Raw genomic sequence first — 10,752 nt, forward strand, 5'->3', positions numbered from 1 at the left:
CGATATGGGCTACAGAGCCGTATTGCCATTACTCTATCTTGTATAATAATATGAAAGTCTATATATAGAGTGGTAAAGCGAAAATACTTGACAAAAACCCTCAATAGAGACTTTAAAATAAACGGTAACCCAACCAAACCGAAAGGGGGTATGCTTATGGCACAGGTTTCACCCTCAAAATTAGTATTAAAATGTTATGGTTCCCGCTTGGCCAGTGGCGGGTGGCATGGAATCTGCCTGAACTTTAATTTGGCCGCTGAAGCTGAAACTGTAGAAGAGCTGAGGAGCAAGCTTCATGAAATGATCGAAAGTTATATTGAAACCGTACTTGATACAAGCGATGCCGACTCGGTTCCTGCCTTGCTTTCAAGACGCGCTCCAATTCTTGACTGGTTAAACTACTATTTTATAAGACTGGTAATATCGTTTAGAGACTTCCCTGGCAACATTACATTTAAGGAACTTATCCCTTTTCATCTGTCCAGTAGTTGTTAATGGGCGGGCAGTATCCACCACTCGACCGGCGCCAAGTAGAAAGCATTCTAAAAGCCCTTGGGTTTAGCGTAAAACGCCAAAAAGCAAGTCATGCCCAATGGGAGGGTTATACTAAGGGGCAACGCCGCATTGTAACGGTTGACCACCTGAAAAGCAAAAAAGAAAAGTATGGCCATAAGCTTCTTGGTCGCATGATCCAACAGTCGGGACTTACAAAAAAAGAATTTTACTCCTACCTAATTTGAAACGCTCAGTTTAGGATCCTTTTTTCTTGACATGATAACATGTTATGCAGTACGTTAATGACGTATCGTAATTAGCGAAACGTTATTAACGAAAAGGTCGATGGTTATGGACAACCCGTTTAAATTCGGCGGTATTGTTCGCGGACCCTACTTTGCCGACCGCACGGAAGAATTGGATGAACTTACGCGCGAAATGGAAAACCTCAGCAGGGTTTTTCTGGTTTCTCCGAGACGCTACGGTAAAACCTGCCTTCTGTTCAACTTGATGGATACGCTGGATGAAATTGGATTGTCGTCCGCTTACATCGACCTCAATGCCTGCCCGGATATAAAAAGCTTTGCCGAAACGTTCACGCACACGGCCTCCAAAGGACTTGAAACCAATACCGACAAATTGATAAAAATGTTATCTGGTTTGCATCGGCTGCGACCCAAAGTATCAGTCGGACACGACGGCTCGCTGACCGCCGGTGTTGAAGTCGTTGTACAGGAAAAAGATGGAATTGCTGCACTGATTGAAGGAATGAATCACGCCGAAACGTTAGCAGGTAAAAAAAATCGCAAATTGGTTGTTATTATCGACGAATTCTCTGATCTTATCAAATTTAACGGTAGGCACCTTGAAAAGGCGCTGCGTTCCGAAATTCAACAACATGAACATATCGGTTATATTTTCTCCGGTTCCGAAGAATCAGTCATGCTTTCAATGGTAAAGGATCGCAAACGAGCATTTTACAAACTGGGCCGCATTATGAACCTTGGCCCAATCAGCCAAGATGCCTATTCGGATTTTATCGTAAACTGGCTTCAAAAAGGAGGATACACGGCAAACAGGCAGGATTTGCATAAAATCTTTGAATTGGGCCAAAATATCCCGCACAATATTCAGAGGCTCTGTAATATTCTGTGGGAAATTGCCCGGGATGATCGTGTTATCACACCAGCGATGATCGATACGCTGCCGGTGATCATCGCTCAGCAAGACTCGCCTCACTATGAATTGCTGTGGCGCTCGGCATCCCAGCAACAAAAAAAGCTCTTAATCGCTTTGAGCCGTACACCCGGTTTAAAACCTTTTTCAAAAGAGTTTCAACTCACCCACGGCATCGGACCTTCATCTTCCATCAAAGCATCTCTTGACTCTCTGGTTAAAAAGGGAATCCTGCTTAGAACCCTTGAAGGGCCTTATCAATTTTCCGATATTTTCATGACAAACTGGATTGAATATATAATGGACCCCCGGGGCCACGTCATTTAAACAGTTAATTGCTTGGAATAAATAAAGTTACTGGCTTATGAAAATCATGAAAATTCCAAGCACCAAAATACAAATCTTTCACCCTGTTAAATAATGCTTCGCATTAAATCTACGATTTATTTAACAGGGCAGGCAAATACCAATGACCAAAATCCCAAATAACAAACCAGTATATGATCTTGAAGAATGCTAATGATGCCCAAATCTGATACAAGAGGCAAATGAATTGAAAAAGATATTTTCATCAATACTGGAAAAATCAAAACAGTTTAGGTCATTAGTATTTGGAATTTGAGATTCTTACCTGCTTTTGGCATGGTGTTTGGAATTTGGTGCTTGATATTTGGGATTTATTTGGAATTTGATGCTTGGAATTTGGGATTTCATAGATTCCGTTCTTAAATCATCAATCGAAAATCATCAATGAGGAAACCTGATTTATCTTGTCCAAATTTAAGAATCTAAAAGCGCAAATTATGACGGTTCAAGTTATAAACACCGCCTGCCTGTTATGAAAATCAACTCAATTGTAAATCGATATATTTTCACAGAGATGATTCCACCCTTTATCCTCAATATAGGATTTTTCACTTTTGTCTTCCTGATGGCAAAAATACTCGATATTACCAAAATGATTGTAAATTACAAGATCAGCATATCCTCGGTTTTTTTACTGCTGTTCTATTCCATACCCCATTTCCTTGAATTTGTGATACCTCTGTCCATTATGATGAGCATACTTCTGACGTTTCTTCGATTGTCCGACGATAATGAGATCGTCGCCTTAAAAGCCGGCGGGTTTAGTATTTACAGGCTGCTTCCAGCGGTGATGCTTTTTTGCTTATTGGGATTTTTGCTTACCGGGTTTATGTCTATTTACGGGGTGCCGTGGGGAAGGTTGTCGTTTAAAGACCTGACACTTGAAGTCGTTTCATCTAATGCCAATATTGGACTCAAAGAAAGGACTTTTAATGACAGCTTTAAAGACGTTATGCTGTATATGAATAAAATCGATTTAAAAAGTAAAACCCTTATCAATATTTTTATTGAGGATAAAAGAAATAAAAATATCGTTAGCACCGTGGTCGCCCCGCGGGGAAATATATTTAAGCAAGCCGATAGTCCGTCTTTTCATTTGCGACTGTATGACGGAAGCATCAATCAGGTCGATATTAAGAACCAGGCGACGCATTCCATCAAATTTAACACCTATGACATTAACCTCGATTTAGAGAGGACAATTTCTGCGGCCAAGGGACGGCCCAAAGACGAAAAAGAGATGAATCTTGTTGAACTGCGTCAGTACATACAAACCTTTTCAAAAAAAGATGTCCGATACTTTACTGCACTGACAGAATTTCACAAGAAATTTTCAATCGCCTTTGCATGTTTTGCCCTTGGGATTCTGGCCGTTCCCTTGGGAATACAGTCGCAGTCAGCTAAAAGATCGTTTGGTTTGGGTCTGGGGCTTTTTTTCTTTTTGCTTTATTACTTGATGTTGTCGGCCGGGTGGGTTTTTGGTGAAGCCGGTGTTTATCCTCCGGTGATAGGCATGTGGCTTCCTAATGTTGTTATGGGTGGTTTGGGTCTGTTTCTGCTCGACAGAACAGCCAAAGAGCGTCCGGTGAATATCAGATATTTGCCGGCATTGCTTAAACGAGTTATGTTTCGGAAATCATGTCGATAATACATAAATACCTGGCGATACAGATTTCTAAATACTTTGGGATGATGTTGGCAATGGTTGTCGGCATATATGTTGCCGTCGATTTTTTTGAAAGAATCGATGATTTCATGGAAGCTAAGCTGCCGCTTTCGAAAGCTTTAACTTTTTTTTTATTAAAGATACCTTTTATTATCGTCCAGATCCTTCCGGTTTGTATTCTGCTTGCAGTTCTGGTTGTTTTTGGTCTTATGGTCAGGAACAATGAAATCGTTGCTTTAAAAAGCAGCGGCGTTAGCATCTTTTACCTGTTAAAGCCGGTGCTTGTGATGGGGCTTGTTTTCAGCATCCTTCTTTTTTTCTTTTCCGAATCTATCGTTCCCATCACCATGGGAAAAGCCAACCAGATATGGCTCAGGGAAGTCAGAAAGGAATTAGCTGTAATTTCAAAGGAAAAAAACATTTGGATTAAAGGTAACCGTTCGATCACACATATAGCATATTTCAATCCGAAAATTATAACCCTCTATGGAATCACCCTTTATCAATTTGATGAGAAGTTCAAACTTATAAGAAGAGTCGATGCTGAAAAGGGTGTTTTCAAACAAGGCCCATGGCTGCTTGATAATGTTATGGAGCAAAATCTTAATAAAAATGACGGTAGCTACAAAATAACATTTCACGAAAGACTAAGCGAGACGTTTGATTTTGCGCCTGACAATTTAAGCCAGGTGATTATTAAGTCGGAAGAGATGAATTTCAAGGAACTTCTTGAATATATCAAAAAGGTTGAAATGGAAGGATACAATGCAGCCGCCTACCGGGTAGACCTTTACGCCAAAGTAGCTTTTCCACTTGTTTGCATCATCATGGGTATGTTGGGAGCAGGTATAGCTGTTAGAGGCAGTGTTACAGACGGCTTGCCGGTGAGCATCGCATATGGGGTCGGCATAACATTTCTTTACTGGATATTCTACAGTTTATGTATTTCGCTTGGTTATGGAGAAATGCTGCCTCCCTTTCTGGCCGCCTGGACGGCAAACTTTATTTTTTTATGTGTTGGAACTTTGATATTATTAAATGCAGATTAAAAGAATCGGGGTATCCATTCAAGGAGTAGTTGAGTTAGTGGAAATTCCAAATATTTGGAATTTGATGCTTGGAATTTGGGATTTCATAGATTCCGTGAACGGTTACGAATCGGGTATTTATGTTAAAGATGCGAAGCATGATTGTTCTGTATAATATCTTGTTTTTAATTGTGATCATTCTGGGATTTCCTCTGATACTTCCGATTGTTCTTATATCAGACAAGCGGCGGAAGACGGTGCTTCAAAGACTGGGAGTGCAGAAAGTAGTTAAAGCCACCAGACTAAACAGAAGCTGCTGCCTGGAGAAAAAGCCCATATGGGTGCATGCCTTATCGGTGGGAGAGGTTCTTTCGGCTGAGCCTCTGGTCGCGGGAATAATCAATCATTTCAAAAACAGAAAAATTTTCGTTTCTGCTTCCACTAAAACTGGATTTGAGATTGCCAATGAGCGTTTTAAAGACACGGTGGATGCCGTCTTTTTTTATCCCTATGATTTGGCTTTGTCCGTTAAGCACATGGCCGTAAAAATAGATCCGGCCTTTGTTGTTATCGTTGAGTCGGATATTTGGCCAAATTTTTTGTTTGAAATGAAAAAGCGCAATGTACCGGTAGTACTTGTCAACGCGCGACTGTCCCAAAGGTCTTTTAGGGGATATAAACGCCTGGCTGTTTTTTCTAAACCAGTATTTTTGTCCTTTGCAGGCATTTGCACGCAGTCCATGGAGGATGCCGAACGCTTCAGAGCCCTTGGTATTCCGTTAGGCAGGATAACGGTTACCGGAAACATTAAATTTGAGCAGGCAGGTCAGTCCCTGCCGGCATCGGAAATTAAAAAGTTACGGCGATCGATTCACATACAACCGTCACAAAAAGTTATATTGGCCGGCAGCACTCATAAAGGAGAAGAAGCCATACTGCTTGAAGTATTTACGAAGATGAAAAAAGAATTTAGCGAACTTCTTTTGATAGTTGCCCCCAGAGATCCGGAGCGTGCCGGATCTGTTCAGCGTATTTTTGAATCGGCCGGATTTTATACTGTTCTTATGGGAGTGCTGGATAAAATAGCACCGGATAGTACATTCGATGTAATTGTCGTCGATGTCATAGGGGTTTTAAAAAAACTGTATGCCCTGGCTGACGTAGCATTTGTGGGTGGCAGTCTTGTCGATTGCGGCGGGCACAATCCGCTTGAACCGGCCGTATTTTGCAAACCGGTCATGTTCGGACATGATATGAGTGACTTTGCTGAAATTTCTAACATGCTGGTGGCAGCAGGAGGAGCCTTCCGGGTGCAAGACGCTGAAAGCCTGTATAAAACAGTCTCCATGCTCTTAAGAGATCATCAAAAAGCTCAAGAGATGGGAAAAAATGCATTTAAAGTCTTTAACGACAACAAAGGCGCTGTTGATAAAACACTGAAGGTGATCGAGGCATGTTTCCAAAATCGAACTTAGTCATTTGTCAGTCGTTATTTGTCATTTAAAAAATATATCATGGACAGGATTATTAAGAAAATTGAAGCCATAATGGCCAACGGCGCCGACAGCACCGGCAGTTCCGTTTTGTCGTTTGGAGCTTTTTTGTTAATGCTATCGTCTGTTTATGGAGGATGTGTAAAATTACGGCAAAATATTTACAGTCGTAGAATTTTACAGCCAAAGCGGCTTCCCTGTATAGTTATATCCGTCGGGAACCTGACACTGGGAGGAACCGGGAAGACCCCTATGACAATGCTTGTGGCAGAGCGTTTCCAGCACCTTGGATATAAGGTTGTAGTCATAAGCAGAGGGTACAAGGGGCGCGCCGAAAAGACCGGTGGTGTTGTCAGTGACGGCCGGACAATACTCATGGGTCCTGAGATTGCAGGCGATGAGCCCTACATGATGGCCATGAGACTCGAAAATATCCCGGTCATTGTGGGGCATAACCGTTTTGAAGCCGGTATGCTGGCTGTTAAAGAATTTAATCCGGATGTTGTGGTGCTTGATGATGCCTTTCAGCACTTAAAGCTTGAGCGCGATCTTGATTTGGTCCTGCTGGATTATCGTCGACCGTTTGGCAACATGCATTTATTGCCCAGAGGCATCTTGAGGGAGCCGGTATCGGCGCTTTTGCGAGGCGATGCTTTTATTTTAACAAGGTCCGATGCTGCGCCCGACTCTGAAACAGCAACTTATCTGGCACAACTTAAACGCTATTTGAAAGGAAAACCGATTTTTAGAACGTTTCATGTCCCGAATATCAAGGTTGTGGTCAGAGGATCAAAGGCCTCTATCGGGAAGAAATTTCGGCGATCATCTACATTCGGAAAGGAGTTTTTAAAGGGACGTCATGTGTTTGCCTTTTCCGGTTTGGCCGATAATCATGATTTTCACGGGACGTTAGCCGGTCTGGATTGTGTTGTGACAGGCACTCTGGAATTTCCGGATCATCACCCCTATTCGGTCATGGAGCTTGAAAATATAGTGCGGTCAGCTAAAGAAGCCCAGGCGGATTTTCTTGTCACCACCGAAAAGGACTATGCCCGGATTGCGCACAGAATAAAATGGCCTATGGATCTTGCGGTAATCGGCATAGACAGTGCCTTTGGCGAAGATGAGGCGGCCTTTAACGGTTTTATTAACAGCAGGATCGAAGCGCTGACAAGCAAGGACAATAAAGCATAGCTGAAATATTCGTTCCATTTATGACGAAAAAAATAATCACGATAACGCTAAATTTTGAAAATACGAAATAATACAATAAGTTAAATTGTTTCACCGTAACTTTTCAATAAGTTCTGGTCAGTGGCCCGGCAACCGGTAATAAAATTTGAAAACGTCTGAAACTCACGCAAAAGTGAGTCTAAAGAAAAAACAGGGCCATAACATTGAAATAAGAATGATCTATGGTTATTACGTCTCTATTATTTATAAAGATATCAGATAGGTGCTGTTTTTTCTTAACACTCACTAATGCGTTCAAACAGTCAGCCATTTTCAAATTTCATTACCGGTAGCCTCCATTTATTGAGAAGTTACGTTTCACCTTGTTCGAGTTAAGGTTAGAGATTGTAAAACATGGAAAAACCGACAATAAGCATCGCCGTAATTGCCAAGAACGAAGCGGATCGAATCGGCCGGCTGCTGAAAAGCGCATCATTTGCAGATGAGGTGGTGGTTGTCGATTCCGGCAGTACCGATGGAACTCAGGTCCTCTGTGAAAGACTGGGGGCCAGAGTTATTTTTAATGAGTGGCCGGGATATGCAGAGCAAAAAAATTTTGCCATGGAGCAGACGACATCAGAATGGGTTTTAAACCTTGATGCCGACGAGGAGATAGCGGGAACTCTGGCTGTGGAGATTATGGATGCCGTCCTGCATACCGCTCCGGAAGTTAGCGGTTTTTCCATGCCCAGATTATCCCGCTATTTAGGACGCTGGATAAAATACGGCGGATGGTATCCGGATTATAAAGTACGTCTTGTTCGCCGTGGAAGCGGCAGTTGGAGTGGTGATGCCCTGCACGAAAAACTTCTGATTGATGGAAAGGTGGAACGGCTTTCCCAACCGATTCTGCACCACGTTTACCGGGGGATTGCAGATCAGATCAAAACTATAAACAGGTTTTCGGATATTTATGCCGCTCAAAAACCTCCGGCCGGCAGCGGATTTGTACTGGTCGGCGTGGGACATGCGCTCGGCAAATTTTTGGAGTGCTATGTTTGGAAATTAGGTGTTCTGGACGGGATTCCGGGATTAATTATCGCCATGAATTCCGCCTGGTATGTGTTTTTAAAGCATGCCAAAGCGTGGGAAACGGGACTTCGGGAAAAAGATGATGTATAACTTAAGCGTCCATATCGGTTAAACTGGAATATTTGTTTGATATCTGTGATTTGTAATTTAATTTAGTTCATTTGAGACAGACGGCACCCTTCGGGGGTGCACTCAAAGCCGGGTTTTCCGAACCTGAATGATTTAATGTTGTTGGGTTATGTTGAAAACAGAAAAGATTGCTTACAAATTAATCGAGATATTGTTCAGGGTTATAGGATTTATACCGCGAAAGTGGTCATTCAGGTTTGGTAATTTCTTGGGTCATTTCTTATTTCTGGTCGATAGAAAACACCAAAGCATCGTTTTGGACAATTTAACCCGCGCCTTTGGTCACGAAAAGAATCACTATGAGATCAGAAAGCTGGGCAAGCAGATTTTCGTGAATGCATTACAGCTTGTTTTAGATATTGGTTGGTCCCTTAGCCTGGACGAGCAGCAGTTGATGAAATATTTTAAGATTGAAGGCCGGGCGCATATCAAAAAGGCCTTTGAACAAGGCAAAGGAGTGCTGGTGCTCACGGGCCATTTCGGCAACTGGGAACTTCTGTCGGTCATTGGTGCCATGCTCGCTTACCCTTTGACTGTTTTATATCGCCCGCTTGATTTTAAACCCTTTGACAGTTTTTTTATTAACTTAAGAACCCGGTTCGGGGCTAAGGTGATTCCCCTAAAACGCAGCCTGTTAGCGATTCTAAGAAGCTTGGAACGCGGCGAACTGGTTGCACTGCTGATGGATCAGAATGTCGACTGGTATGAAGGTGTTTTTGTGGACTTCATGGGACATAGGGCTTGTACCAACAGTGGTTTGGCACTGTTAGCCTTAAAAACTCAGGCACCGGTGATTCCGGGTTTTATGGTTCGCGAAAAAGAAGGTTTTACAGCCAAGTTTTTACCGGAAATTCCGCTTCAACAAACCGGGGATATAACCCGTGATGTGGAAGACAATACCCAGCTGTATAATAACGTTATCGAATCTTTTTTGCGCCAATATCCGGATCAGTGGTTCTGGCTGCATCAACGCTGGAAGACCAAACCTTACCAGTCATGGCCAAGAGAACCGGAAAAATAGAACACTGACTACGCGGATTTTAGGGATAAACACGGATAGTTAAAATATTCGTTAATATTTAGCCACTAAGGCACAAAGACACCAAGAAATAAGTTGATTTCGCCATAGCAGCCTTTTGGCTAAGACGGCTGAACGGGCTTGAATTTGATCCTCTTAGCTGTATGCATGTCGGCAAGGCCACAGAAAATAAAATAAAATCTTAGTGTCTTTGTGCCTTGGTGGCAGGATATCTGAGTATTAACCAACCTGTTATTAAATGGACATAAAACCAATAAAACCTGAAAATATTCGCCGGCTTTTGATCCGTTCCACGAACTGGATCGGAGATGCGATCATGACCACGCCCGCGGTGCGTTCAATCCGGGATAACTTTCCCCAGGCTCACATTAGTATTTTGGCCAAGCCCTGGGTGGCGCCGGTTTTTGACAACAGTACCCATGTGGATGCCGTCTTAATATACGATGGGACTAAAAGACACAAAGGTTTTGGGGGCAAATTGCGACTTGCAAAAGAGCTTAGGCAATATCGTTTTGATGCGGCGATTCTGTTGCAAAATGCCTTTGAAGCAGCACTGATTACATTTCTGGCCGGCATTCCTCTCAGAATCGGATACAATACCGATGCCAGAAGCCTTCTGCTGACCCATGCTGTTGCCTGCAAGCCGGAATTCAAAAAAGTCCATCAAGCCAGGTACTATCTAAATATTCTCCGCGAGATAGGACTAAAGGACGCTGACCCGGCCCTATATTTTGTTGTGAGCAGTAAACAGCGTCAGAGGGCCAAAGAAATTTTGGGAAAACACAGCCTATCCAGGTCAAACGGTATAGTAGGCATAAACCCCAGCGCAACATTCGGCCCGGCTAAACAGTGGCATCCTGAGCGCTTTGCCCGGTTGGCGGATAAAATACATAAATTTTCGGATTTCCGCATCCTTATTTTTGGCAGTCCCGAAGACAGACAATTAGGCCGGGAAATAGCACAAATGATGAATTATGCCCCGCTGGACCTATCCGGCAAGACCAATTTGGAAGAGGCCATGGCATTGATCGAGCAGTGCCGCCTTTTTGTTACCAATGATTCCGGTTTGATGCATGTGGCGGCAGCCCTCAACGT

General features: G+C 42.9%; 10 protein-coding genes. All 10 read left to right on the forward strand.

Annotation, left to right across the window (positions count from 1 at the left end; translation table 11 throughout):
- Positions 1 to 156 precede the first annotated feature (156 nt).
- Complete coding sequence (locus V3S16_RS07225) at positions 157 to 495, forward strand: hypothetical protein (protein WP_413884000.1); 339 nt, start codon at positions 157 to 159, stop codon at positions 493 to 495.
- Entirely contained in the window at positions 495 to 740 is a 246-nt protein-coding gene (locus tag V3S16_RS07230; protein ID WP_413884001.1) for a type II toxin-antitoxin system HicA family toxin, read from the forward strand. Before V3S16_RS07225 ends, V3S16_RS07230 begins: the two co-directional genes overlap by 1 nt.
- Positions 741 to 846: 106 nt before the next feature.
- Positions 847 to 1,998, forward strand: coding sequence for an AAA family ATPase (locus V3S16_RS07235; protein WP_413884002.1), 1,152 nt, complete (start codon positions 847 to 849; stop codon positions 1,996 to 1,998).
- A 511-nt stretch (positions 1,999 to 2,509) separates the two neighbouring features.
- Positions 2,510 to 3,685 carry an LPS export ABC transporter permease LptF gene (gene lptF, locus V3S16_RS07240; protein WP_413884003.1) on the forward strand — a complete coding sequence of 392 codons (1,176 nt, stop codon included), beginning with the start codon at positions 2,510 to 2,512 and terminating at the stop codon, positions 3,683 to 3,685.
- Complete coding sequence (gene lptG / locus V3S16_RS07245) at positions 3,676 to 4,752, forward strand: LPS export ABC transporter permease LptG (protein WP_413884004.1); 1,077 nt, start codon at positions 3,676 to 3,678, stop codon at positions 4,750 to 4,752. Before lptF ends, lptG begins: the two co-directional genes overlap by 10 nt.
- 137 nt (positions 4,753 to 4,889) lie before the next feature.
- Entirely contained in the window at positions 4,890 to 6,206 is a 1,317-nt protein-coding gene (locus tag V3S16_RS07250) for a 3-deoxy-D-manno-octulosonic acid transferase (RefSeq protein ID WP_413884005.1), read from the forward strand.
- Positions 6,207 to 6,245: 39 nt separating this feature from the next.
- Entirely contained in the window at positions 6,246 to 7,418 is a 1,173-nt protein-coding gene (lpxK, locus tag V3S16_RS07255) for a tetraacyldisaccharide 4'-kinase (RefSeq protein ID WP_413884006.1), read from the forward strand.
- Between the two features lie 393 nt (positions 7,419 to 7,811).
- Positions 7,812 to 8,579, forward strand: a complete 768-nt coding sequence (locus V3S16_RS07260) for a glycosyltransferase family 2 protein (protein ID WP_413884007.1) — start codon at positions 7,812 to 7,814, stop codon at positions 8,577 to 8,579.
- Positions 8,580 to 8,727: 148 nt separating this feature from the next.
- Entirely contained in the window at positions 8,728 to 9,639 is a 912-nt protein-coding gene (locus tag V3S16_RS07265) for a lysophospholipid acyltransferase family protein (protein WP_413884008.1), read from the forward strand.
- A 256-nt stretch (positions 9,640 to 9,895) separates the two neighbouring features.
- Positions 9,896 to 10,752, forward strand: an 857-nt coding sequence (gene waaF / locus V3S16_RS07270; protein ID WP_413884009.1) for a lipopolysaccharide heptosyltransferase II, incomplete at its 3' end; no start/stop codon positions are given.

The organism is Candidatus Desulfatibia sp. (assembly GCF_036446775.1).
GTDB lineage: Bacteria > Desulfobacterota > Desulfobacteria > Desulfobacterales > UBA11574 > Desulfatibia_A.